The organism is Acidovorax kalamii (genome assembly GCF_002245625.1).
Taxonomy (GTDB): Bacteria; Pseudomonadota; Gammaproteobacteria; order Burkholderiales; family Burkholderiaceae_C; genus Acidovorax; species Acidovorax kalamii.
Genome location: NZ_NOIG01000008.1, coordinates 262,329 through 283,914 on the forward strand (window position 1 = coordinate 262,329; position 21,586 = coordinate 283,914).

Sequence of the window (21,586 nt, forward strand, 5' to 3'; positions counted from 1 at the left end):
CTCCGCTGTAGTGGGTTTTGGGAGGCACCACTGTAGGCCGCCTGCGCGCGGGTGACTGTCAGCCAGGCTACACAGGCGGGGTGTGGTCTGGTACAGGTGTGCTATATAAATAATAGCTATTGGGGCAATACAGTCGCGCGGTAACGGCCTTTTTTGCTTGAAATTACACCGCTGGTGTCTCCGGAATCGGCGCGCGCATGCCTGCATTGATCAGGTTCCAGCCGTTGATGACCGCAATGGCGAAACCCAGGTCGGAGATTTCCGCATCGCTGAACACGTCCTTCAGCTGGGCGAATTCTGCGTCGCTTGCATCGCTGTGGGGTGTGGCGGTGATGATCTCGGCCCAGCGCAGCGCGGCGCGCTCGCGCTCGCTGAAAAACGGCGCCTCGCGCCAGCCCGCCACCGCGTTCAGGTGGCGCGGCGCCACGCCGTCCTTCACCAGCACATGCCAGTGCATGTCCATGCAGTAGGCGCAGCCGTTGATCTGCGAGACGCGCAAAAACACCAGCTCGGTCAGGCGCAGGCCCAGCGGGCCCTTCTTGATGGTTTCGGACAGGCTCACAAGGCCCATGAAGGCCTTGGACGACAGCTGGTGGTAGGGGAGGCGGGCGGTGTGCTGGGACATGGAAAACTCCTGAAGGGGTGGAAAGAAAACAAACTGCTCTGGAAGAAGCCGCACTGAACGGGTTGCTGCTGCCTTCCATACCCTTCAAGACGGTGCGCGGTGCGTGGTTGTGACAGATTGGCCCGCAAAACCGTCGCTTCTTTGGCCTCAGCGTTGGTCCAGCACCGCCGGCACCCCCACCAGCTTGTCCGGGTTGCGCACCGCATAGATCGCCACGATCCGCTCGCCGTCCGTCACCAACGCCTGGGCCGACTCGATGCGGCCGTTCACATAGCGCAGCAGCCCGGGCTCGCCGTTGATGAGCGCCATGCGGTAGGCCACCTGCGTGCCCAGGCGGCGGAACAGCGCCCAGTACAGGTTGGCAATGCGGAACGGCCCCACCAGCGGCTTGGGGAACGAAGGCACCTTGCCGCCACCATCGCCAATGAGCTGCGCGTCTTCGCTCAGCAGCGCTTCGATGGCATTGCGGTCGCCACTTTTCGCGGCCAGCATGAAGCGCTGCAGCAGCTGGTGGTGCACGTTGCGTGGCACCTCAAAACGCGTGCGCGACTGCTGCACGCGCTCGCTCGCGCGGTGCACCATCTGGCGGCAGGCGGCCTCGGTCTTGCCCAGCTGCGCGGCGATCTCGGGGTAGTCGTAGTCGAACACCTGGCGCAGCAAAAACGCCGCGCGTTCCTCGGGCCCCAGGCGCTCCAGCACATACAAGAAGGCCACCGACAGCTCGCCCGCCAGCTCGGCAGCGGCCTCGGGCGTGTGGTGGTGCTGCGCGTCGCCGGTGCTGGGGTCGTGCAGTTGCACCAGCGGCTCGGGCAACCACCAGCCCACATAGGCCTCACGCTCGGCCTTGAGTGCGCGCAGCCGGTCGATGGACAGGCGCGTAACCACCGTCACCAGCCAGGCCTCGGCCGACTGCAGCGCGGTGGGGTCCTGGCGGCTCCAGCGCAGCCAGGCGTCCTGCAGCACATCCTCGGCATCGGCGCGCACGCCCAGCATGCGATAGGCAATGCCGAACAGGCGCGGCCGCAGGGTGGTGAAGGGGTCGGCGGGGGCGGGGGCAGAAAGCGTCATGGCAGCGGAGCGAGGGAGGTAGAGTGTGCGCCCAAAGCACCAAATCGGGCGGGGCCTGGGCATAGACGCGCGGGGCCGCCGCTGTGTGACACCAGAGTATCAAGCGCTTCTGTTTTGATAGCTATCAGGGCATGATGGAAGCGCCGAAGAGCCCATTTTTCTTCCAATTCAGAGAGAACCACCCATGCCACCCATCTCCACCCCGCTGCGGCGCCACGCCCGCCCTCTGGCGCTGGGCGCCACGCTGCTGGCTTGCGCCGTGGCCGCCATGGCCCAAAACACTGCTGTGCCATCGACCAGCCGCGCCGCCCCGCTCGAAAACCGCTGCGGCTGGTTCCACAACCCCACCCCCGGCAATGCCACCCTGACCGACCGCGACGGCGAGTGGGTGATCTCCACCCAAGGCGGCGCCAGCGCCGAGGGCGACTGGCCCGTGTTCACCGACGCGCAATGGAAAAAGACCAACGGCCACTATGGCCACGGCTGCGCCTGCATGAAGGTGGTGGTGGACCGCAGCGAGCAGCGGGTGCTGCGCATTGCGTCGGCCACGGCCAAGCCGCTGAAGGCGTGCCGGGAGGATCGGGCGTTGCCGAGGCCGTGAATCGGCGCAGGCACAGGTTTGGTGACGGTCTTGTTTGCAGCTCGAAGCTGGGTCAACATCGGCAGGTTTTCTTTTCTTCCACCCATTCCAGGAGCCACCCATGCCCCACACCCTGAACTGGTTCGAAATCCCCGTGACTGACTTTGCCCGCGCCAAGGCCTTCTACGAGACGGTGCTGGGCGTCACCATCACGCCCATGGCCATGGGCCCGACCATGATGGGCATGTTGTCCACCGACCCTGAGGCCGTGGGCGGTGCCATTGTGCAGGGCGAGGGCGGCGTGCCGTCGCAGAACGGGACCATGGTGTACCTGAACGGCGGCGATGACCTGGCCCCCCTGCTGGCGCGTGTGGCGCAGGCCGGTGGCCAGGTGGTGGTGCCCAAGACGGAGATTGGGAGTGACTTCGGGTTTTTTGCCCACTTTGTGGACACCGAGGGCAACAAGGTAGGTCTGCACTCGATGAAGTAGCAGTCACCTGGTCAGGCGGTAAGAGGAGGAAGACCGGCTATGCCACCGGTTCGCCCACACTTCCCGGTTGAGTCAGTCGCTCCAGCCGCGTCAGATACACCAGCGCTTGCTCGTTGCTGGCGCCGCACATTTCAGTGGAAGGCATCAACCCGCCGCACACCGCCGGGCGCTCGAGTTGCCCAAAAATAAGGCAGCGTGCATCCTCCCCCAGCTGGATGCAGCGCACCCCCGCCGGTTTGCCCTGGGGCATGCCCGGGATGGGCGAACTGATGGAGGGGGCGGTGCAGCAGGCGCCGCAGCCGGGGCGGCAGTCCATGGGTGTTTGCTCTTGTTTGTATAGCTATCGAGGCATACGGGGTGCGCGCAAGGGCTTATTTTGACTCTTGTTTTTATGCTCACTGGCCTGTGGCCGCCTCAGCATTCAGCCGGGTCGATGCCCACAGCACCTGGTCCACCACGGCGCGCACGCGGTCGCGGTGGGTTTGCTGGATCAAGGCGCCGCTGTCGTCGAACGCGCTGCCCGCCGAGCCCAGCGCAAACGCCTTGGGCGCGAGCCAGCATTCGGCGTTGATCAGCAGGGGTGCCAGGTGGCTTTGCGAGCGCAGGCCGCCCAGGGCGCCGGGCGAGGCGCTGAGCATGCCCACGACCTTGCCGCGAAAGCTCTTGCCGCCGTCTTGCCAGTCGGGGTTGCCCTTGACCGGGCTGGAGGCCCAGTCGATGGTGTTTTTGAGCAGGGCGGTGTAGCTGCCGTTGTATTCGGGAGAGCAGATCACCCAGGCCGGGTGCTGCCACAGGATTTCCTTGAGGCGGATCACGTCGGCGGGTGTGCCCTGGGCTTCGAGGTCGGCGTTGTACAGCGGGATGTCGAAGTCGGACAGCTCCAGCAGCGTGACGCTGGCACCCGCATCGCGCGCGATGGCGGCGGTGGCATGGGCCAGTTTGCGGTTGAAGGATTGCTGGCGCGTGCTGCCGGCAAAGACGAGGAGGGAGGAGGGGGTGGTGGTGTTGGGCATGGTGCCTTCGATTGAATCACAGGCGGGCGGCAGGAATCCTGCATGCGGGGAGCGCGGTGCGGTTTTTTGGCTCGGTGCTGCGCGGGGGATGACGGCGGCCACCGCTGACCACGTCAGCCCGGCATGCGGCGACCGGCCAGGCGCCCCACCAGCGTGCCCAGCGCCGCCGCAAAACACCCCAGGCTGAGCCACGCCCGCCACAGGTTGGCGGCATTCCACTGGTCGCGCACCCGGCTCCAGTCGGCGGGCAGGGCCTGGGGGTTCCAGGCTTCTGTCGTGTGGTTTAGGGGCAGGTTGACCTGCTGGGTGAAGAACACGATGCCCAGCAGGTAGGCCACACCGACCAGGGCCAGCAGGCGCCACCACAGCCTGCGGTGTTCACGCCAGGCCGTGCCTATGGCGAGCGCACACCACAAGGGCGGGCCAAAGAACAGACCAAAGAACAGGGCGTGCCGCACGTTGCGGTTGAAGGCGGACTGCACGGTGGCGTAGGTCGCGCCGTCCATCTGCAGCAGGGCCAGGTTGACGTTGGCGCTGTAGGTGCCGAAAAACCCGGCCATGAGGCCGAGCCAGAGCACGGCGAGTGTGTGGGGGATCAGGGCGAGCGGGGCGGGCGTGGGTTGGGCACGTAGGGCAGTTGTCATGGGCGCGGGCATTTGGTGAGATGCCCGCAGTCTGCCGATGAGCCGCCCCCAGCGCCTTATCCTTTGATAAGCCCCATCTCGCTGCGCAGGCGCGATAGCGACACATCGGTCACGCCAAGATAGGACGCGAGATGCCTGAGTGCGATGCGTTCGGCCCAGGCCGGGTGTTGCTCCAGCAAGCGGGCGTAGCGCTGGCGGGCGCTGAGCTGCAGGAACTCCTGCTCGCGCTGCATCTTGCCGTCGAGCAGGGCGCCGAGCACCCGGTGCTCCAGCGCGGCCCAGGGTGCCCAGCCCGCGCTGGGCAGCGGCGCACCGGGGTCGACGGGCAAGGGCAGCGCCCACACCACGCTGTCTTCCAATGGTTCCACGTGAAACATCACCGGTTGCTGACGCAGTGAGGGGGTGATGGGCCAGCACAGGGCGCTGTCCAAAAAGAAGTTCTTGTTGGACTCTGCGCCGTCGCGGTCCAGGTAATACAGCCGCAGCGCGCCGCGCTCCACCCACCACAGGTGCCGCCAGTGTTCGCCTGCACGCAGCAGGGGCTGACCACGCTCCAGCACGCGCCGCTCGGCGTGTGCCCACCAGGCCTCTATGGCTGGGGGCGGGGCGCCAAGCAACTCGGTCAGGAAGAGGGTGAGGGGGCTAGAAACAGACACGGCCTGCGCAAAGTGGGAAAATCGCGGGTTGCCTGCTGGGGCGCCAAGTGCGCCCGCCACCAGCAGGGCCGGTATGCGGCGCCTTTGACAGGGTGCCCGCGTGTACCGGGTGTTTTGATTATCGGGCCCGCCAGGCCCCGGAGTGTCCCCATGTTGTATCCCCAGGAATTTGATGTGATCGTTGTCGGCGGTGGCCATGCAGGCACCGAGGCCGCGCTGGCCGCTGCGCGCATGGGCAGCAAAACGCTGCTGCTGACCCACAACATCGAGACGCTGGGGCAGATGAGCTGTAACCCCAGCATCGGTGGCATCGGCAAGGGCCACCTGGTGAAAGAGGTGGATGCGCTCGGCGGCGCCATGGCGCTGGCCACGGACGAGGGCGGCATCCAGTTCCGCATCCTCAACAGCTCCAAAGGCCCTGCGGTGCGTGCTACGCGGGCGCAGGCCGACCGCATTCTGTACAAGGCCGCCATCCGCCGCATGCTGGAGAACCAGCCGAACCTCTGGTTGTTCCAACAGGCGGTGGACGACCTGATGGTGGAAGGCGACCGCGTGGTGGGCGCCGTGACGCAGGTGGGTATCCGCTTCCGCAGCCGCACCGTGGTGCTGACGGCGGGCACCTTCCTCGACGGCAAGATCCACGTGGGGCTGAACAACTACGCGGCGGGCCGGGCGGGGGACCCACCGGCGGTGTCGCTGTCGGCGCGCCTGAAGGAGCTGAAGCTGCCCCAGGGGCGCCTCAAGACCGGCACGCCGCCCCGCATCGACGGGCGCAGCATCGACTTCTCGAAGTGCACCGAGCAGCCCGGCGACGGCATGCCCGGTGGCGTGAACGAGGGCACGGTGCCGGTGTTCAGCTTCATGGGCAATGCGCAGATGCACCCCCAGCAGGTGCCCTGCTGGATCACCCACACCAACGAACGCACGCACGAGATCATCCGCAGCGGCTTCGACCGCAGCCCCATGTTCACCGGCAAGATCGAGGGCGTGGGCCCGCGCTACTGCCCGAGTGTGGAAGACAAGATCAACCGCTTTGCGGACAAGGACAGCCACCAGATCTTTCTGGAGCCCGAAGGCCTGACCACGCACGAGTTCTACCCCAACGGCATCAGTACCAGCCTGCCGTTCGACATCCAGTACGACCTGGTGCGCAGCATGCCGGGGCTGGAGAACGCGCACATCCTGCGCCCCGGCTACGCCATCGAATACGACTACTTCGACCCGCGCTCGCTCAAGAGCAGCTTCGAGACGCGCCAGATCCAGGGTCTGTTCTTTGCCGGCCAGATCAACGGCACCACTGGTTATGAAGAGGCGGCGGCCCAGGGTCTGTTTGCCGGCATCAACGCCGCGCTGCAGTGCCGGGGCGATGCGCCCTGGCTGCCCGGCCGCGACGAGGCTTACCTGGGTGTGCTGGTGGATGACCTGATCACCAAGGGCGTGACCGAGCCCTACCGCATGTTCACCAGCCGCGCCGAGTTCCGCCTGCAGCTGCGCGAGGACAACGCAGACATGCGCCTGACGGAAGTGGGGCGCCAGATGGGCCTGGTAGACGACGCGCGCTGGGATGCCTTCAGCCGCAAGCGCGATGCGGTTTCACGTGAAACAGAACGCCTGAAGGCCACCTGGGTGAACCCCCGCAACCTGCCTGCGGCGGAATCGGAGCGCGTGCTGGGCAAGAGCATCGAGCATGAATACAACCTGTTCGAGCTGCTGCGCCGCCCCGATGTGAACTACGCCAACCTGGTGTCGATGGACGGCGGCAAGTACGCATCGGCCGATGTTTCACGTGAAACCCTTGGTGACCTGAGCGACCCTGTGCTGGAGCAGGTGGAGATTGCCGCCAAGTACGCAGGCTACATCGACCGCCAGAAGGGCGAGGTGGAGCGCGCTGCGCACTTCGAGAAGCTGCGCCTGCCGCCCGACCTGGACTACATGCAGGTGACGGCACTGAGCATCGAGGCCCGACAGGTTCTGAACCGCCACCGTCCGGAGACTCTGGGCCATGCCTCGCGCATCACGGGCATCACGCCTGCGTCGATCTCGCTGCTGATGGTGCATCTGAAGAAGGGTGGGTTCAAGGAGTTTGCCGTGGCACCGGCAACGCCCACCAAGGCAGAAGGCGAAGTGGCAGCATGACGATGACCGTGAGCAACGACAGCCTGCGCCAGCAACTGCAAGCCGGGGCCGACGCGCTGGCGCTGGGCCTGAGCGACGCACAGGTCTCCCTGTTGATGGATTTTCTGGCGCTGCTGCAGAAGTGGAACAAGGTCTACAACCTGACGGCCGTGCGCGACCCGCAGGAGATGATGACGCACCATTTGCTGGACAGCCTGGCCGCCGTGGCGCCGCTGCGCAGGCATGTGGCGGGCCTGCAGCAGGGTGGGGCGGCGGCGGTGAAGCTGCTGGATGTTGGGTCGGGCGGTGGCCTGCCCGGCGTGGTGTTCGCCATCTGCTGCCCGGATGTGGATGTGAGCTGCGTAGACACCGTGGGCAAGAAGGCGGCGTTCATTCAGCAGGCAGCGGTGGCGCTGAAGCTGCGTAACCTGCATGGCGTGCACGCGCGGGTCGAGACGCTGACCACGCCGTTCGACATCATCAGCTGTCGCGCGTTTGCCTCGTTGCCAGACTTTGTGAACTGGTCCCGCAGCGCACTGGCCGCGCCCCATGGCGCGTGGCTGGCCATGAAGGGCAAACACCCCGAGGACGAAATCGCCGCCCTGCCTGCGGATGTGGCGGTGTTTCACGTGGAACAGCTCACGGTGCCGGGTCTGGACGCGGAGCGCTGCATCATTTGGATGAAGCCCGCCTGATGGCTCTGTCCTCAGTGCACCGACTTCTCGGCGGGTGGGGCAGGGGGCTCGCGTAAACTCGGCTCCTCACCCGGGTGCATCTTCCCATCGCACCCTCCCCGCGCACCAGGAGAAACCATGTTCGGCATCGCAGACTACGGCGCCTTTGTCGCCGCCATCGTGTTGTTCCTGCTCATTCCGGGCCCTGGCAATCTGGCGCTCATCACCTCCACCAGCAAGGGTGGCGTGCGCGGTGGCATGGCGGCCACCATGGGTGTGATTGCGGGCGACCAGGTGCTGATGTGGGCGGCGGTGGCCGGTGTGGCCGCGCTGCTGGCCACCTACCCGGCAGCCTTCAATGCGGTGCAGTGGCTGGGCGCGGCCTACCTCGCGTGGCTGGGCTTCAAGATGGTCACGGCCAAGCCGGGCGCCCAGCCCATCCTGAACATCGAGCCGCGCCACTACTTCAAGCAGGCCGGGCTCATCACCTTGCTCAACCCCAAGGCCATCGTGTTCTACATGGCGTTCTTCCCGCTGTTTGTGGACCCGGCCCGGCACCAGGGCATGCTGACTTTTGGCGTGATGGCGGCGACGGTGGCGGCATTGACGTTTCTCTATGGCCTGGTCGCCGTGCTGCTCACGCACCACCTGGCCGAGCGCATGCGCGCCAACCCGCGCATCGGCCGCGTGCTGGAAAAGATCGCGGGCGTCTTCCTGATCGGCTTTGGCATCAAGCTGGCCATCTCCAAATAACACCACACGAACTGCAGCACCCACATGGCCAAGATCTTTTGCGTTGCCAATCAAAAGGGTGGGGTGGGCAAGACCACCACCACCGTCAACCTCGCTGCCGGCCTGGCCAAGATCGGCCAGCGCGTGCTGATGGTGGACCTGGACCCGCAGGGCAACGCCACCATGGGCTCGGGGGTGGACAAGCGCAGTCTTCAGCTGTCGGTGTACGACGTGCTGCTCGAATCCGCTTCGGTCAAAGAGGCGGCCGTGCTGTCGGACAAATGTGGCTACTGGGTGCTGGGCGCCAACCGTGAACTGGCCGGGGCTGAGGTGGAGCTGGTGACTTTGGAGCACCGCGAAAAGCGCCTCAAGGCCGCGCTGGCCGAGGCGGATGCCGACTTCGACTTCGTGCTCATCGACTGCCCGCCGTCCTTGAGCATGCTCACCCTCAACGGCCTGTGCAGCGCCCACGGCGTGATCGTGCCCATGCAGTGCGAGTACTTTGCGCTGGAAGGCCTGACCGATCTGGTCAACACCATCAAGCAGGTGCACGCCAACCTCAATGCCGACCTGCAGATCATCGGCCTGCTGCGCGTGATGTTCGACCCCCGCATCACGCTGCAGCAGCAGGTGAGCGACCAGCTCAAGGGCCACTTTGGCGACAAGGTGTTCAACAGCGTGATCCCGCGCAACGTGCGCCTGGCCGAGGCGCCCAGCTACGGGCTGCCCGGTGTGGTGTTTGACCCGGCCGCCAAGGGCAGCCAGGCTTTCGTCGAGTTTGCCGAGGAGATGGTTGCGCGTGTGAAGAACATGCCCGCTGCGGCCTCTTCCATGGCAAAAATGCCTGCTTCCGCCTGATGGGTAAGCGTCAATAGCTATTAAATTGATAGTAATGAAGGCTTCCAACGTCTTGCTGCTGCCCGGCTGGCAGAACTCCGGCCCCGACCACTGGCAAAGCCTGTGGGAGGCCGCGCATGGCTACCACCGCGTGGAGCAGCACGACTGGATGCGCCCGCTGCGTGGCGACTGGTCGGCCCGCCTCGAAGAAACCGTGCTTGACGCCGATGGCCCGGTGGTGCTGGCAGCGCACAGCCTGGGCTGCATCCTCACCGCCTGGTGGGCGGCGCACACCCGCCATGCGGCCAAGGTGCGTGGCGCGCTGCTGGTGGCGCCGGGCGATGTGGAGCGGCCTGACCTGGCGGCGCAGATCCATGGCTGGGTGCCCCTTGCGCGCCAGCCGCTTCCGTTCCCCGCCGTGCTGGTGGGCAGCCGCAATGATCCGTACTGCAGCTTCGAGCGCGCCGAAGGGCTGGCGCAGGCCTGGGGCACGCGCTTCATCGATTACGGCGAGCGCGGCCACATCAACGCTGAATCTGGTCTGGGCGAGTGGGTCGAAGGCCACGCCTGGCTGCGCGAACTGGCGGGTGATGCCGCATGAAGCTGCGGGCGTTCTGGCGCAATCCCGCATCGGCTGAGCCGCTCGCAGCACCACCGCCGCGAAGGCTCGATCCCGTCTGGATCGAGGCGCCGCTCACCATGCTCTCCTGGTTCCTGCCGGGCGGTGCGGTGGTGGTGGGCGCGCTGGGGCAGTTCATGCTGGCCCTGGTGCTGCTGATGGTGGCGTTCGGTGTGTGGTTGCGCCTGTGGCGCAGCCGCAAGAAGCGCCGCGCCATGGGCCGCGCTGCGGGCGGCCATACCCCGCGTTGATAACCCTCTGTTCCGTTTCGCATCCATGTCCAAAATCCCTCTCACTGCCATTGCCGACCAACTGCCCCGCGCCTGGAACTCCACGGTGGTGGGCCGGGCCGCAGGCGCCAACCTCAAGGTGCTGCGCATGGACGACGCGGCCTACCCCGACGAATCGCACGACTTTGACGAGGCGCTGCTGGTGCTGGACGGCTGCATGCGCCTGGACCTGCAAGGGCAGGTCACCGAGGTGAATGCGGGCGAGGTGTTCATCGTCCCGGCGGGTGTGCCCCATGCCGTGGCGCCTGGCAGCCACGGCACGCTGGTCATCATCGACCGCTGAAGATTTCCCTCTCCCCATTCATTTTCGAGAAGAAGACATCGCATGGTCACCAAAAAACCCAAGGGCCTCGGCCGAGGCCTGGAAGCCCTGCTGGGCCCCAAGGTCGAAGACAAAGTGGAGCAGGCCCAGGCCGCCGAGGCGGGCTTGCCCAGCAGCCTGCCGCTGAGCGAACTGGTGCCCGGCGTGTACCAGCCGCGCACGCGCATGGACGAAGGCGCGCTGTACGAGCTGGCCGAGTCCATCAAGGCCCAGGGCATCATGCAACCCATCCTGGTACGGCGCCTGGTGGATGGCGAGCACGCGGGCAAGTACGAAATCATTGCGGGCGAGCGGCGCTTTCGGGCGTCGCGCCTGGCGGGCCTGGCCGAGGTGCCGGTGCTGGTGCGCGACGTGCCCAACGAGTCCGCTGCTGCCATGGCGCTCATCGAGAACATCCAGCGCGAAGACCTGAACCCGCTGGAAGAAGCCCAGGGCCTGCAGCGTCTGGTGCGCGAGTTCGGCCTCACGCACGAGCTGGCCGCGCAGGCCGTGGGCCGCTCGCGCAGCGCCGCCAGCAACCTGCTGCGCCTCTTGAACCTGGCCGAGCCGGTGCAGACCATGCTGATGGCGGGCGACATCGACATGGGCCACGCGCGGGCCCTGCTGGCGCTGGACCGCGCCGCGCAGATCACTGCGGGCAACCAGATCGCGGCCAAGAAGCTGTCGGTGCGCGAAGCCGAGGCGCTGGTGAAAAAGCTCAGCGCCGAGTTCAGCCTGGTGCCCCAGAAGCCCAAGAAGGAAAAGTCGCGCGACCTCAAGCGCGTGGAGGAGGAACTCTCGGACCTGCTCATGGCCGAGGTCGAGGTGCGCGTCAAAAAACGCGTCAAACGCCATGGCCGCGTGGAAGACATGGGAGAGCTGGCGATTCAGTTCGGCTCGCTGGAGGCCCTGAACGGGTTGATCGACCGCCTGCGCGGCTGATCCACCGCCGGGGGCGGGGCGCGGTGCTGTCGCCGCGCAAACATGCGTGAAATAGCGCACAGAAACGGTTTCCAGCCGTAACTTGCGCAGGCAAAATGCGTCAGTGCGGGGCCTACACTGCGCTGCGTTCAACACACCCGGGTTGACCGCAAGGCCTTGGCAGCGAGCATGTAATGCTGCGCTGCGGCCCACGATGGTTTGCCGGGTGATTCCTGTATCTCCTGGAACAGACCACCATGACTCCTTTGCGCTTTGTCCTGACCCCCGCCTGCCTGGCCGTTGGCCTGAGCATCGCCAGCCTGGGCGCCCAGGCCCAGAACACCAAAACCCCCAAGGTCCAGCTGTGGATGGACCTGTCCACCGGCACCATGGCGGGCATGCCCGAGATGGACAGCCTGCCCGGTGGCGGCGGTTTGCTCGGCGGCCTCATGGGCGGTATGGGTGGCGGCGCCGCGCAGGGCAGGGCGGGCAGCGGCAACACGGCCTATGGCCACGCCCGCGCCATGTCCATCATGCCCCCGCGTGTCATCGACCTCGCCTTGCACAACAGCCTGCGCCCCGGCGTGGAGGCCAGCCAGGCCATTCCGGCTGGCATGCGCATGGGCGAATCCCTGCCGCTGATCCCGCCGCGTGCGCAGCCCACCCAGACCGAGCCGGGCGAGGTGCCCCAGGAATACCAGCAGCACCAGCCCAAGGGCCGCATCCTGCTGTACTGGGGCTGCAGTGCCACGGTGCGTGCGGGCCAGCCCCGCGTGATCGATCTGGCGCGTGCCAAGCCCTCCGACTACGCCCAGGCCTTTGCCGGCCGCGCCGTGCCCGACCGGGGCCCGCGTGTGGGCCCGGCCTATGCGCTGTACCCCAACGAACGCAACCAGGTGAGCCTGTCGCGGGACAGCTCGGTGGTGGGCGAGCACCAGGTGCGTGGCGACGGCGTGCCCGCCTCCATGAAGTTCACGCTGGGTGCCGCGCAAGATTTGATGCCCGCCATCGACCTGCGCACCAGCGGCAAGCCGCAGGACAGCATGGGCACGAGCTGGCAGCCCGTGCGCAACGCGCGTGCCTACTACCTGCATGCCATGTCACAGAGCGGGGACGACCTCATCATGTGGTCCAGCGCCGAAACGCCCGACACGGGCATGGGCCTGTTCGACTACCTGTCGCCCGCCACCATCGACCGCTGGCTCAAGGAGCGGGTGCTTCTGCAGCCCGAGACCACACAGTGCGCCATCCCCCAGGGCATTTTTGCGGGCGGCGGGCGCGATGCCACGCCCATGCTGCGCATGATGGCCTACGGCGGTGAAAGCCACATCGTGCACCCTCCGCGCCCGGCCGACCCCAAGGCCGCGTGGGAGCCTGAATGGTCGGTGCGCGTGCGTGTGAAGTCGCACACCATGGCCATGCTGGGCGAGGAGATGCAAGGGCAGCGCGGGGGCATGGGCGCTGCGACCCCGGCAGGCACTGGCACCGGTGGCGGGGCCTATTCGAGTGGCATGGGCAACAGCGGCCAGTCTTCGGGCGGCACACCGCCAGATACGGCCACCCCCGGCGAGGTGGTGAACCCCGTGAACCTGCTGCGCGGCCTGTTCGGTCGCTGAGCCGAGAGATAAGACACCCCATGCTCGCTCTGCGCATGCCCTGGCCCTTGCCCGCGTTGATGGCGTGGGCGGGCGCGTGGCTGGTATTTGTGGCGCTGCAACGCGCCGCCGTGCCGCCCGTGGGGGCCTTGCTGGTCGCCTGCCTGTTGGGCACGGCCGCCAGTGTGCTGGGCGGCAGCTGGTGGCGGCGCGGGTTGATTGCGGCGGGGTTCCCTTTGTCGCTGGCGCTGCTGGGCGCGGCCAGCCTGCCCACTTGGGCGTGGCTGGTGCCGCTGGCGCTGCTGCTGCTGGTGTACCCGCTCAATGCCTGGCGCGATGCGCCGCTGTTCCCCACCCCGCGCCATGCGCTGCAGGCCCTGGCCGTGCAGGCACCGCTGCCGCTGGGCGCGCGCGTGCTTGATGCGGGCTGTGGCCTGGGCGATGGCCTCAAGGCCCTGCGCCACGCCTACCCTGCGGCCCAGCTCGAAGGGCTGGAGTGGAGCTGGCCGCTGCGCCTGGCCTGCGCTGCGCTGTGCCCCTGGGCCCAGGTGCGGCGCGCCGACATGTGGAAGGCCGACTGGAGCCCCTACCGCATGGTCTATTTGTTTCAACGCCCCGAAAGCATGGCCCGCGCCGCTGCCAAGGCCCAGGCGGAACTGGCCCCGGGTGCCTGGCTGGTGAGCCTGGAGTTTGCCGTGCCCGGCTGGTTGCCCAGCGCCCAGCTGCGCGCGCCCGGTGGGCGGGTGGTGTGGCTGTACCGCATGCCGCAGAACCGGGTGGAGGCATGACATGCACCGCGCTCGGCTTTGTGTGTCTGCCTGTGTCAGAGGCCCCGAACGGTTACAGAAAAGATACAAGCTTTTGCTACATTGCGCCCCTGGCTACAACCCCATACACAAGAACCAAGAAACTCACAGCCAGAGGGGGACGCACAGAGCGCCGCTGCGCATCGGGAGGGATGCAGGCGGGCTGTCGGCAACTTCCTTGTCCGGACTTCCTACGCCACACCCTGCAGCGCTGCAGACACGGTGTGTTGCCTTGCTGCTGGCCAACAGGCCCGGCAGCCGCAGGGTGCGTGGGCCACGCCGGGGTTTTTCTGGTGCCTAACCGATCGTCGTGCAAGGAGCATCCATGACCACCCCCCTGTCCCGTTTCCGTCCCCGCCTGCTGTGGGTGCTGACGCTGAGCGCCGCCCTGACCGGCTGCGCCACCATGCAAAGCCACGACAAGCTGGCCACCGACATGCAGACGGCCGGGCGCAGTGGCGGCATTCCTGCCGCCATCGCCCAGCTCGAAAGCACGGCCAAGACCGAAGAAGAAAAAACCGCGCTGCTCTACAACATGGAACGCGGCGAGCTGCTGCGCATGGACCGCCGCTACCCCGACAGCACCAACGCCTTCCTGCTGGCCGACAACAAGGTCAAGGAATGGGAAGAAACCGCCAAGACCAACCCCAGCAAACTCATGGGCACCGTGGGCGCCGCGCTGATCAGCGAACGCCTGAAGGTCTACGAAGGCCAGGATTACGAAAAGGTGTGGGTGACCACGCGCCTGGCCCTGAACCGCATGGCCGTGGGCGATTTTGAAAACGCCCGTGTGGACATCAAGCGCACGCACGAGCGCGAAGCCATCATTGCCGAGTTCCGCGCCAAGGAAACCCTGGCGGCCGAAGAAGAGGCCAAGTCCAAGGGCGCCACATCGGGCGGCAAGGAGCTGAATGGCTACCCGGTCGAAACGCTCAACGACCCCGAAGTGCTGGCCCTCAAGAACGGCTACTCCAACGCGCTGTCCCACTACCTGGCTGGCTTCCTGTACGAAATGCTCAACGAGCCTGGCCTGGCTGCGCCCGGCTACCGCAAGGCCATCGAGCTCAAGCCCGACACCCCCGTGCTGGAAGAAGGCCTGCGCGGCCTGGACAACCGCACCGGTTTCACCTGGAAGCGCCGCCAGCGCATGACCGACGTGCTCTTTATCGTCGAGGCCGGTGACGCGCCTGCACGCAAGCCCAAGGCCTTCACCATCCCCGTGCCCACCGGCCGGGGCATGGTCACCGCCAGCATCTCCTACCCCGTGATCGAGCCGTCCAAGGACGCGTTGCTGACCACCATTTCTGCTGCGGGCACCGACCTCAAGCTCGAAAAAGTGGTGGACGTGAACGTGATGGCGCGCCGCGCGCTCAAGGATGAAATGCCCGGCATGGTGCTGCGTGGCTTCACTCGTGCCGTGGCCAAGGGCGTGCTGCAGAACGAGCTGCAAAAGCGCGGCGGCCTGATCGGCGGCATCATCGGCGCGGCCGCCTCGGTGGCCACCGAGCAGGCCGATGACCGCATGTGGCGCATGCTGCCCGGCCGTGTGTACGTGGCCCGTGGCTACCTGCCACCCGGTGAACACCTGGTGAGCGTGAACGGCCGCCAACTGCCCCAGCCGATCAAGATCGACGGCCAGTACGCCCTGGTGCCCCTGCGCATGTACGACAACAGCGTGCTGACCGGCGACGTGGCCATGCTGGGCCAGCTGCCCACCGTGGCCGCTGCACCGCAGCCCGCCGCCGCCGAACCCGCCGCCACCGTGCGCACGACGACGACGACAACCACCACCAGCCGCACGCGTGTGGTGCCCAAGGCAGCGGTCAAGTCCACGTCCACCGCGCCGGCCGCCAAGAACTGAAACCGAACCTGTCCCATTTTCAAGGAGCCTCTGGCATGAGAACCCGTTTTGCCCTTGCCGCCGCCGCACCCGCCGCTGCGTGTGCCGTCCTCGCGATGACCCTGGCCTCCGCGGCCCAGGCCCAGCTGCACGACCCGGCCACTCCGCTGGCCGTGGCCGCCAAGGTCGCCCTGCGTGGCGAGGCCAACAGCATCGCCGTGCGCGAGATGCGCATCGTGCGCAAGAACGACATCCTCGTCGTGCAGGCCGACATGGCCAACATGGGCCGCACCGACCGCACCGTGTTCTACCGCTTCAAGTGGCTGGACAACGTGGGCAACCAGGTGGGCGATGGCGAGTCCTGGAAGCAGATGAGTGTGCTCGGCCTGGGCCAGCAGACCGTGAAAAGCGTGGCGCCCACCAGCGCCGCCGTGGACCTGCGCCTGGAAATGAATGTGGAGCCGCGCTGATCGCGCCGCACCAATCCCTGTTTGAGTGAGGAGTAAACCAACATGAACACCAAGAACCGCATCCAGCGCAGCGCGCTGGTCCTGGCCTTTGCGGCCAGCACCCTGGCCCTGTCGGCCTGCCAGAACCTGTCCTCGCCCACCGTGCGTTTTGACCGCCAGGTCAACTACGGCGATGCCAAGGCCGTCGAGCTGGTGACCAACGAGTTCGGCTCCACCGACCTGCAGATGATTGCCGAGAAGATGACCGGCGGCTTGCTCGAAACCGGCATCTTCCAGGGCCGCCCCACGGTGACGATCTCCACTGTCAAGAACAAGACGAGCGAGTACATCGACACTACCAACGTGATGAACTCGATCCAGACCGCGCTGGTCAAGTCGGGCAAGGTGCGTTTTGTGCGCTCCATCAACGAGATGCAGGCCGGTGTGGACGAGCTGCAGCGTCAGAACCAGAGCGGCCTGTACAAGCAAGGCACCACCGCCAAGGTCGGCCAGATGACGGCCGCCAAGTACAGCATGGAAGGCGAGCTGACCAGCATCGTCAAGCAGAACAACAACACCAAGGACGTGTACTACAAGTTCACGCTCAAGCTGTTTGATGTGCAGGAAGGCACGATCGAGTGGCAGGACGAAAAGGAAATCCGGAAGACCAGCAAGCGCTGAAGCAGGACATCCCCCTGAGGCGCTGCGCGCCTTCCCCCTTCTCTCGGCTTCGCCGGGAAGGGGGACGACGCCCTCGCTGCGGGGCGGCCCTTGCTCGGCGTCCCTCGCCTTCGGGCGCGCCAGTTTTTACCGGCATGAGCCGCTGCTTGGGCCGGTCGATTGATTCATGAATTCCCGTTAGCTCACAAGGAGCATCACATGCAACGCAGAACCACATTGCACACGGCCCTGGCCGTGATCGCGGCCACCACGCTGGCCTGGGACACGGGCGCGCAGGCGCAGCAGCCGGGCGCGGCGCCCAAGATTGCCGTGACCGACCTGGCCTATGCCCAGCGCGTGTCCGAATACTTCATGGCCGGCACCTACCAGCGCAGCAGCCAGATGAGCGCGGGCGGCAGCCACAGCGGCGGCTACAGCCACGGCCCCTATGGCGGCGGCGGCTCGCACTCGGGCAGCCACTCGATGCAGGCCTCCGAGCAGGCCAGCGGCACCTATGTGGCCGGGCGCTACAGCTACATCGAGCAGCGCGAGCTCGGTGGCTACACCAACGACATCAAGGGCGCCATCCTGCAGGGCACCTACTTCCGCCTGATCCAGGGCAAGGGCTTCGACGCAGGCAAGCCCCAGCCCAGCAAGGCCGAGCAGGTGCTCAACCAGGTGCAGGGCGGCAAGATGGCCACGCCGCAGGCGCAGCCCCAGGTGGCCGATGTGATCAGCCGCATCAAGAAGGGCGAGTTCAACGGCGCCGACTACGTGCTGTTTGGCGTGGTGTCGAGCATCGACTTCACCGACGCGCTCTCGCCCCTGCAAGGCACGACCAGTGCCACGCGCCAGTACGGCCTGCAGCTGCTGGCCGACTTCTCGCTCATCAACACCAAAACCTACGAGATCAAGGCCGCGTTCTCCGCCCAGGGCGAAGGCAACGACACCAAGATCCTGTCGGTCCGTGGTGACATCGCGCCGCCCAACCGCGCCAAGGTGATGCGCGAGACCTCGCTGTCGCTGGCGCAGGACGTGTACCACCAGCTCGCCGGGCAACTGGGCTACACCGACGCCAACCTGGCGCGCGGCGTGCGCCCGCCGCCGGTGTACCAGCAGGGTGGCCAGCCTATGCCCGTGCCGCAGCCCCAGCAGCCCGAGCAGGTGCTGATCCTCAAGTAAACACAGCTCTTTGGGGGTGATACGCCGTGGCGCACTGCTTCGTCGCTGTACCCCCATCGCGCCAGGCCAGCCGCGTGCTGGCCTTTTTGGTGGGCGCACGGCGGTGGGCCACAGGGGCGGTTCTGGCCGCTGCCTTCGGGGCGGTTGCGGCCCAGCCCACGGACTCGCCGCTGTCTCCGGTGCTGGCCGAGCCTCCGCACGCGGCCCCCTCGGGCCGCTTTGAGCCCCTGGTTTTGCCCGGCGAGCGCGGCGTAGTGCTGCAAGCCCTGCAGCGCAGCGAACGGGTGCCGCCCCTGCGCTACCGGGTGATTGTGGTGCCCGGCTCTGGCTGTGCGGGCCTGGGATCGTTTGCTGACCGCTACTTTGCCGGACTGCTGCACGCCCAGGTGCTGGTACTGCACAAGCCCGGGGTGAGCCCTGGCGACCGCACCGCCCCCGCCGACTGCCCGCACAGTTTTGTGTCGCGCGATCGGCATTCCACCTGGCTCGCGCACGCCCGCGCGGCCCTGCGTGCCGATGCCCTGCAACGCCAGGGGCAGCCCGCGCTGCCGCAGCTGCTTGTGGGCATCTCCGAAGGGGCAGAACTGCTGCCCGCGCTGGCGCCCGAGGTGCCCCAGCTCGCCGGCCTGGTGCTCATCGGCTCCAGCGGGTTGGATCCGCAAGAGGCCGGGGCCCTGCAGGCCCGCCGCCTGGGCGTGCAGGACGACTGGGCCGCGCTGGCGCAGATCGTGGCGGGTGCTCCGCACGACAGCGTGGTGGTGCAGGGGCGCAGCCTGGGCTACTGGCGCGACCTGTGGAACTGGCCCCTGACCCTGCCCCTGCTGCGCAGCCCCTGGCCGCTGCTGCAGGTGTGGGGCAGCGACGATGCGCTGGTGCCCGCCGTGGCCTACACGCGGTTTGAAGCGCTGGCGGCCTTGCGCACCGCGCCCTATTGCGCGCGACGCATGGAGGGTGCCGACCACGGCCTGCAGCGCCCCGCATCGGGCGTGGACGGCGTGCAGCAGGTGTGGGTCTGGACCGAGCAATGGGCCCGTCAACCGGCCGCCGGGCTGTGTGCTCCGTTGCGACTGTTGCGAGAGCAGCAGCAGGCTCCTAGCGCGGCCGGAACATCCTGAACAACTGCTCCGGCCCCACCGTGAAATAGTCCGCCGGGCCGCCGCCGCGCAGGATGTGGCCAGCGTTGGCGGTGTCGTACACGCCGTTTTTCAGCAGTGCGGTGTCGATGTGCACGGCCACCACCTCGCCCAGCACCAGCCAGGTGTCCACCTGCGCGCCATCCACCCCCTGCAACTGCAGGCTCTGCGTGCTGCGGCATTCAAAGGTGACCGGGCTTTCGGCCACACGCGGGGGGCGCACGCGGGTGGAGGGCAGGGGGGTGAGGCCGGTCAGGTCGAACTCGCTCACTTCGGGGGGCACAGCGGCGCAGCTCTGGTTCATCACCTCGGCCAGGTCGCGCGTGGCCAGGTTCCACACAAACTCGCCTGTGGCCTGCACGTTGCGCACTGTGTCTTTGAAGCCGATGCTGGCAAATCCCACGATGGGCGGCACGTAGTTGAACGCGTTGAAGAAGCTGTAGGGCGCCAGGTTGGTGGTGCCTGTGGCGTTCTGTGTGGAAATCCAGCCGATGGGGCGCGGCCCCACGATGGCGTTGAACGGGTCGTGCGGCAGGCCATGGCCCAGGCGGGGTTCGTAGCTGTGGAAGGTGCGCGGGGGCTGTGGGGTGGTCATGGGGCTTTGCGGGCAGGAGCAGACAGCCAGCACCTTAGCGGCAGACGCAGCACGCTGCGGTCACGGGGGTATCAAAACGCTCACTTTTTAATAGCTGTTCAAGCTTATTGGATGCGCGGGGAGGGGTTGTTGGAGTGCTGAAGCACCGTCCCTTGGCTCAGCGGGGCGGGCTGGGCGTAGCGCAAATGCCGGGGGTGGCGGGCGGAGGCACCGCACACACCATGCGCAGCAGGGCAGAGAACGAGCCCTGGCCAATGCCATAGCTCGATGCCGTCAACCAGGGTATCTGCTGGCGCACGCGCTCCAGCGCCGCGCGGACCTCTGCCTCGCTGCCGCCTCCCTCCAGCTCGACAAGCTGGCCGCGCTTGCCGTCGCGCAGCACCAGCTTGGTCAGGGTCACCCCGTTGCCCAGCACCGGGCGCAGAGCGTCTTCCACCTGCTGTTGGGTGTAGGCGCTGCCCGTGGCTGGCAGGCACACGCTGCGCTCGCCCGGCGCCGCGCACAGAAAGTTGACGAGCACGCGGTAGGCCACCTGCTCACCCTCGCGCCGGACCCAGGCCACCTGCGGGTTGCGGACTTCGCCCGAGCGCTCCAGCACCTGCACCCACTGGCGCACGGCCGCGTCGTCGGGCGCTCGGCCCTCCAGCGCTGCGCCGTCCTTCCACAGGTCGATCTTGCCCAGGGTCATGCCGCTGGGCAGCAGCGGCTGCAGCACATTGCTGACCCGCTGGCGCGGCGAGACGGGCTCACCGCTGGCAGCCTGCGCCCCTGGGGGCGGCGCAGAGCCCGGGTCAGGCGCTGGCAGCACCGGTCGACGGCCCGCAAGGCCCATCACGTCCTGCTGCAGCGCGCGGGTTTCATCGCGCAGGGCGCTGGTCAGGGGCATGGGGTTCACGCGGCCCGCAGGCACTTTGAGCGCGCTGACGGGGCCGTCGATCCAGATCGGGTACTCCAGTGCGATCTTGCCCGGCGCGCTGGCCGGTTGGTAGTAGCCTGCGTCTGTCTCTGCGCCAATGCGGATGGAAAACCGTGCCCGGGTGGTGGTGGCGGTCACGCCCGCGTGGCGCACGTCCATGTCGTGGAACAGCAGCGCTGTGTTTCTTTGCGAGCTGGCCAGCTGCAGCCACTGCACCTGGCCCGTGCCACCCGCCACGACCGATGCGTTCGAGCTCACGCTCAGCAGGCCCAGGCGCACGTCGTGAAACCACAGCTTCACGCCATGGCTGGGGTTGACGTACATGCGCAGCACCGGCAAGTCCACCCGGTCAAACAGCACTTTGAGGTTGTCCCCGCGCAGCAACAGTTCGTGGGCCGTGGCCAGCTGCAGCGTGAAGCACACGGCTGCGTTGTCAGCGCCCACGCGCGGGATGGCCGACGCGCCCTGCGCGGCGCTGATCGTCACGTCGTACGGCCGCAGCCTGGCAGTGCGCTGGCGGTCCCCGCTATAGGTGCTGTCGGCTGCCCGAAAGGTGCCACTGCCCAGGAACAGCCGGTTCTCCGCGCCGGACACCACGCGCACCGTGCAGTCGTTGGCGATGATGTGCACGTGCCGCAAGTTTCCCAGTCGGCCGGTGTCAGGGTCCCAGGGGCGCTCGCGTGCGTCGCGCAGGAGGTTGGCGCGCTCGATCAGCGTGTCGGGCGTCACGTCCAGTGGCGCGGCGTGGGCCAGCGAAGCCGCTACGCACCCCAGTGCGGCCAGCAGAGCTGAAAGATGGGGGCGTGGGTTGCGGTGGTTCGTCATGCTCAACGCATCGTATCGGC

Annotated in this window: 25 protein-coding genes; 17 read left to right on the plus strand and 8 right to left on the minus strand. The window is 67.1% G+C overall.

Features of this window, described 5'->3' with window-relative positions; genetic code table 11:
* Positions 1 to 163: 163 nt before the first annotated feature.
* Both CBY09_RS12540 and CBY09_RS12545 read right to left on the minus strand, forming a co-directional pair.
* Positions 164 to 625, minus strand: a complete 462-nt coding sequence (locus CBY09_RS12540; RefSeq protein WP_094289942.1) for a carboxymuconolactone decarboxylase family protein — start codon at positions 623 to 625, stop codon at positions 164 to 166.
* A 147-nt stretch (positions 626 to 772) separates the two neighbouring features.
* Positions 773 to 1,693: an RNA polymerase sigma-70 factor gene (locus CBY09_RS12545; RefSeq protein WP_094289943.1), complete on the minus strand. Its 921-nt coding sequence runs from the start codon at positions 1,691 to 1,693 to the stop codon at positions 773 to 775.
* Between the two features lie 184 nt (positions 1,694 to 1,877).
* Here CBY09_RS12545 and CBY09_RS12550 point away from each other — a divergent pair, with 184 nt between their 5' ends.
* Positions 1,878 to 2,294: a DUF4087 domain-containing protein gene (locus CBY09_RS12550; RefSeq protein WP_205734136.1), complete on the plus strand. Its 417-nt coding sequence runs from the start codon at positions 1,878 to 1,880 to the stop codon at positions 2,292 to 2,294.
* Positions 2,295 to 2,394: 100 nt separating this feature from the next.
* Positions 2,395 to 2,763, plus strand: a complete 369-nt coding sequence (locus CBY09_RS12555) for a VOC family protein (RefSeq protein WP_094289944.1) — start codon at positions 2,395 to 2,397, stop codon at positions 2,761 to 2,763.
* Between the two features lie 37 nt (positions 2,764 to 2,800).
* On the opposite strand, the gene CBY09_RS12560 is transcribed toward CBY09_RS12555, so the two are convergent.
* The 4 genes from CBY09_RS12560 to CBY09_RS12575 form a co-directional block, all read right to left on the minus strand.
* Positions 2,801 to 3,079, minus strand: a complete 279-nt coding sequence (locus CBY09_RS12560; RefSeq protein WP_094289945.1) for a YkgJ family cysteine cluster protein — start codon at positions 3,077 to 3,079, stop codon at positions 2,801 to 2,803.
* A gap of 79 nt (positions 3,080 to 3,158) precedes the next feature.
* Positions 3,159 to 3,776, minus strand: a complete 618-nt coding sequence (locus CBY09_RS12565) for an NADPH-dependent FMN reductase (protein WP_094289946.1) — start codon at positions 3,774 to 3,776, stop codon at positions 3,159 to 3,161.
* Positions 3,777 to 3,889: 113 nt separating this feature from the next.
* On the minus strand, positions 3,890 to 4,420 hold the full coding sequence (locus CBY09_RS12570; protein ID WP_094290210.1) for an anthrone oxygenase family protein: 531 nt from the start codon (positions 4,418 to 4,420) through the stop codon (positions 3,890 to 3,892).
* Positions 4,421 to 4,476: 56 nt separating this feature from the next.
* Entirely contained in the window at positions 4,477 to 5,076 is a 600-nt protein-coding gene (locus tag CBY09_RS12575) for a Crp/Fnr family transcriptional regulator (RefSeq protein ID WP_240515706.1), read from the minus strand.
* 150 nt (positions 5,077 to 5,226) lie between these two features.
* On the opposite strand from CBY09_RS12575, the gene mnmG reads away from it, so the two are divergent.
* From mnmG to CBY09_RS12650, 15 genes are all read left to right on the plus strand, one after another.
* Positions 5,227 to 7,212, plus strand: coding sequence for a tRNA uridine-5-carboxymethylaminomethyl(34) synthesis enzyme MnmG (mnmG, locus tag CBY09_RS12580; protein WP_094289948.1), 1,986 nt, complete (start codon positions 5,227 to 5,229; stop codon positions 7,210 to 7,212).
* Positions 7,209 to 7,886 (plus strand): 16S rRNA (guanine(527)-N(7))-methyltransferase RsmG, encoded by a 678-nt coding sequence (gene rsmG, locus CBY09_RS12585; RefSeq protein WP_094289949.1) that lies wholly within the window; start codon positions 7,209 to 7,211, stop codon positions 7,884 to 7,886. The genes mnmG and rsmG overlap by 4 nt, the downstream gene beginning before the upstream one ends.
* 117 nt (positions 7,887 to 8,003) lie before the next feature.
* Positions 8,004 to 8,618: a LysE family transporter gene (locus CBY09_RS12590; RefSeq protein ID WP_094289950.1), complete on the plus strand. Its 615-nt coding sequence runs from the start codon at positions 8,004 to 8,006 to the stop codon at positions 8,616 to 8,618.
* Positions 8,619 to 8,642: 24 nt separating this feature from the next.
* Positions 8,643 to 9,455: a ParA family protein gene (locus CBY09_RS12595; RefSeq protein ID WP_094289951.1), complete on the plus strand. Its 813-nt coding sequence runs from the start codon at positions 8,643 to 8,645 to the stop codon at positions 9,453 to 9,455.
* A 34-nt stretch (positions 9,456 to 9,489) separates the two neighbouring features.
* Positions 9,490 to 10,035: an RBBP9/YdeN family alpha/beta hydrolase gene (locus CBY09_RS12600; RefSeq protein ID WP_094289952.1), complete on the plus strand. Its 546-nt coding sequence runs from the start codon at positions 9,490 to 9,492 to the stop codon at positions 10,033 to 10,035.
* Positions 10,032 to 10,304 (plus strand): hypothetical protein, encoded by a 273-nt coding sequence (locus CBY09_RS12605; RefSeq protein WP_094289953.1) that lies wholly within the window; start codon positions 10,032 to 10,034, stop codon positions 10,302 to 10,304. Before CBY09_RS12600 ends, CBY09_RS12605 begins: the two co-directional genes overlap by 4 nt.
* 25 nt (positions 10,305 to 10,329) lie before the next feature.
* Positions 10,330 to 10,626, plus strand: a complete 297-nt coding sequence (locus CBY09_RS12610) for a cupin domain-containing protein (RefSeq protein WP_094289954.1) — start codon at positions 10,330 to 10,332, stop codon at positions 10,624 to 10,626.
* Between the two features lie 42 nt (positions 10,627 to 10,668).
* A complete protein-coding gene (locus tag CBY09_RS12615) occupies positions 10,669 to 11,586 on the plus strand; it encodes a ParB/RepB/Spo0J family partition protein (RefSeq protein ID WP_094289955.1) in 918 nt (305 codons plus the stop codon).
* Between the two features lie 236 nt (positions 11,587 to 11,822).
* The gene (locus CBY09_RS12620) at positions 11,823 to 13,181 is read left to right on the plus strand and encodes a hypothetical protein (RefSeq protein WP_094289956.1); all 1,359 of its coding nucleotides are present in this window, start codon (positions 11,823 to 11,825) and stop codon (positions 13,179 to 13,181) included.
* A 20-nt stretch (positions 13,182 to 13,201) separates the two neighbouring features.
* On the plus strand, positions 13,202 to 13,948 hold the full coding sequence (locus tag CBY09_RS12625) for a class I SAM-dependent methyltransferase (protein ID WP_094289957.1): 747 nt from the start codon (positions 13,202 to 13,204) through the stop codon (positions 13,946 to 13,948).
* A 343-nt stretch (positions 13,949 to 14,291) separates the two neighbouring features.
* Positions 14,292 to 15,827: a COG3014 family protein gene (locus tag CBY09_RS12630; RefSeq protein WP_094289958.1), complete on the plus strand. Its 1,536-nt coding sequence runs from the start codon at positions 14,292 to 14,294 to the stop codon at positions 15,825 to 15,827.
* A 35-nt stretch (positions 15,828 to 15,862) separates the two neighbouring features.
* Complete coding sequence (locus CBY09_RS12635) at positions 15,863 to 16,276, plus strand: YcfL family putative periplasmic lipoprotein (protein ID WP_094289959.1); 414 nt, start codon at positions 15,863 to 15,865, stop codon at positions 16,274 to 16,276.
* Positions 16,277 to 16,318: 42 nt separating this feature from the next.
* The gene (gene lpoB / locus CBY09_RS12640) at positions 16,319 to 16,936 is read left to right on the plus strand and encodes a penicillin-binding protein activator LpoB (protein ID WP_094289960.1); all 618 of its coding nucleotides are present in this window, start codon (positions 16,319 to 16,321) and stop codon (positions 16,934 to 16,936) included.
* 198 nt (positions 16,937 to 17,134) lie between these two features.
* Entirely contained in the window at positions 17,135 to 18,097 is a 963-nt protein-coding gene (locus CBY09_RS12645; RefSeq protein ID WP_094289961.1) for a hypothetical protein, read from the plus strand.
* A 74-nt stretch (positions 18,098 to 18,171) separates the two neighbouring features.
* Positions 18,172 to 19,212 (plus strand): alpha/beta hydrolase, encoded by a 1,041-nt coding sequence (locus CBY09_RS12650; protein WP_240515707.1) that lies wholly within the window; start codon positions 18,172 to 18,174, stop codon positions 19,210 to 19,212.
* On the opposite strand, the gene CBY09_RS12655 is transcribed toward CBY09_RS12650, so the two are convergent.
* Together CBY09_RS12655 and CBY09_RS12660 are read right to left on the minus strand one after the other, a co-directional pair.
* Entirely contained in the window at positions 19,190 to 19,825 is a 636-nt protein-coding gene (locus CBY09_RS12655; protein WP_094289963.1) for a flavin reductase family protein, read from the minus strand. The two genes, CBY09_RS12650 and CBY09_RS12655, sit on opposite strands and share 23 nt — an antisense overlap.
* A gap of 157 nt (positions 19,826 to 19,982) precedes the next feature.
* The gene (locus CBY09_RS12660; protein ID WP_133066285.1) at positions 19,983 to 21,566 is read right to left on the minus strand and encodes a hypothetical protein; all 1,584 of its coding nucleotides are present in this window, start codon (positions 21,564 to 21,566) and stop codon (positions 19,983 to 19,985) included.
* Positions 21,567 to 21,586 lie beyond the last annotated feature (20 nt).

Bases quoted from the DNA above. Each gene is read 5' to 3' on its own strand.
- CBY09_RS12540 (WP_094289942.1), bottom strand. From the start codon at position 625: ATGTCCCAGCACACCGCCCGCCTCCCCTACCACCAGCTGTCGTCCAAG.
- CBY09_RS12545 (WP_094289943.1), bottom strand. From the start codon at position 1,693: ATGACGCTTTCTGCCCCCGCCCCCGCCGACCCCTTCACCACCCTGCGG.
- CBY09_RS12550 (WP_205734136.1), top strand. From the start codon at position 1,878: ATGCCACCCATCTCCACCCCGCTGCGGCGCCACGCCCGCCCTCTGGCG.
- CBY09_RS12555 (WP_094289944.1), top strand. From the start codon at position 2,395: ATGCCCCACACCCTGAACTGGTTCGAAATCCCCGTGACTGACTTTGCC.
- CBY09_RS12560 (WP_094289945.1), bottom strand. From the start codon at position 3,079: ATGGACTGCCGCCCCGGCTGCGGCGCCTGCTGCACCGCCCCCTCCATC.
- CBY09_RS12565 (WP_094289946.1), bottom strand. From the start codon at position 3,776: ATGCCCAACACCACCACCCCCTCCTCCCTCCTCGTCTTTGCCGGCAGC.
- CBY09_RS12570 (WP_094290210.1), bottom strand. From the start codon at position 4,420: ATGACAACTGCCCTACGTGCCCAACCCACGCCCGCCCCGCTCGCCCTG.
- mnmG (WP_094289948.1), top strand. From the start codon at position 5,227: ATGTTGTATCCCCAGGAATTTGATGTGATCGTTGTCGGCGGTGGCCAT.
- rsmG (WP_094289949.1), top strand. From the start codon at position 7,209: ATGACGATGACCGTGAGCAACGACAGCCTGCGCCAGCAACTGCAAGCC.
- CBY09_RS12590 (WP_094289950.1), top strand. From the start codon at position 8,004: ATGTTCGGCATCGCAGACTACGGCGCCTTTGTCGCCGCCATCGTGTTG.
- CBY09_RS12595 (WP_094289951.1), top strand. From the start codon at position 8,643: ATGGCCAAGATCTTTTGCGTTGCCAATCAAAAGGGTGGGGTGGGCAAG.
- CBY09_RS12600 (WP_094289952.1), top strand. From the start codon at position 9,490: ATGAAGGCTTCCAACGTCTTGCTGCTGCCCGGCTGGCAGAACTCCGGC.
- CBY09_RS12605 (WP_094289953.1), top strand. From the start codon at position 10,032: ATGAAGCTGCGGGCGTTCTGGCGCAATCCCGCATCGGCTGAGCCGCTC.
- CBY09_RS12610 (WP_094289954.1), top strand. From the start codon at position 10,330: ATGTCCAAAATCCCTCTCACTGCCATTGCCGACCAACTGCCCCGCGCC.
- CBY09_RS12615 (WP_094289955.1), top strand. From the start codon at position 10,669: ATGGTCACCAAAAAACCCAAGGGCCTCGGCCGAGGCCTGGAAGCCCTG.
- CBY09_RS12620 (WP_094289956.1), top strand. From the start codon at position 11,823: ATGACTCCTTTGCGCTTTGTCCTGACCCCCGCCTGCCTGGCCGTTGGC.
- CBY09_RS12625 (WP_094289957.1), top strand. From the start codon at position 13,202: ATGCTCGCTCTGCGCATGCCCTGGCCCTTGCCCGCGTTGATGGCGTGG.
- CBY09_RS12630 (WP_094289958.1), top strand. From the start codon at position 14,292: ATGACCACCCCCCTGTCCCGTTTCCGTCCCCGCCTGCTGTGGGTGCTG.
- CBY09_RS12635 (WP_094289959.1), top strand. From the start codon at position 15,863: ATGAGAACCCGTTTTGCCCTTGCCGCCGCCGCACCCGCCGCTGCGTGT.
- lpoB (WP_094289960.1), top strand. From the start codon at position 16,319: ATGAACACCAAGAACCGCATCCAGCGCAGCGCGCTGGTCCTGGCCTTT.
- CBY09_RS12645 (WP_094289961.1), top strand. From the start codon at position 17,135: ATGCAACGCAGAACCACATTGCACACGGCCCTGGCCGTGATCGCGGCC.
- CBY09_RS12655 (WP_094289963.1), bottom strand. From the start codon at position 19,825: ATGACCACCCCACAGCCCCCGCGCACCTTCCACAGCTACGAACCCCGC.
- CBY09_RS12660 (WP_133066285.1), bottom strand. From the start codon at position 21,566: ATGACGAACCACCGCAACCCACGCCCCCATCTTTCAGCTCTGCTGGCC.